Origin of the sequence: Agromyces binzhouensis (genome assembly GCF_004135055.1) — a bacterium.
In the GTDB taxonomy this organism is placed as follows: domain Bacteria; phylum Actinomycetota; class Actinomycetes; order Actinomycetales; family Microbacteriaceae; genus Agromyces; species Agromyces binzhouensis.
Genome location: NZ_SDPL01000822.1, coordinates 1 through 548, shown reverse-complemented (window position 1 = coordinate 548; position 548 = coordinate 1). Strand labels below are relative to the sequence as shown.

The 548-nt window shown below is 76.6% G+C and carries 1 protein-coding gene; it reads left to right on the top strand.

The annotated features are described in order from the left end of the window. Positions 1-515 (top strand): ATP-binding cassette domain-containing protein (locus tag ESO86_RS18400; protein ID WP_129236083.1); only part of this gene is annotated, 515 nt, incomplete at its 5' end. Positions 516-548: the final 33 nt, after the last annotated feature.

The window sequence follows — 548 nt, the reverse complement described above, 5'->3', positions numbered from 1 at the left end:
ACTCGGCCCGCGATCGCGAGGTCGTGGCACGTGCGCTCGCCGCCGCCGACGCGGCCGCGTTCGTCGGCCGGCGCTACGACGAGCTGTCGGGCGGCGAGCGCCAGCGAGTGAACCTGGCGCGGGCGCTCGCGCAGGAGCCCGAGCTGCTGCTGCTCGACGAGCCCACGAACCACCTCGACATCCGGTCCCAGCTCGCGACGCTGGGGCTGCTCCGCCGGCTGGCCGACGATGGGCTCAGCGTGCTCGCCGCCCTGCACGACCTCTCGCTCGCGGCGTCCTACGCCGACCACGTCGTCGTGCTCGCGAACGGCGTCGTCGTCGCGGCCGGCGAACCGTCCGACGTGCTCACCCCGCCCCTCATCCGCGCGGTCTGGGGCGTCGAGGCGAGCGTGCTGCGCCATCCGTCGACTGGGCGGCCCCTGCTCGCGTTCGCGCCGGCCGGCGCGGATGCGCCCCCAACCCCAGGGGCGGACGAGCCGGCCCGACCCCTCGGTTCGGCCTCCGCTCCCGCCTGATCCGGTCCTCCGCCCGCCGGGCCGGCTCAGATC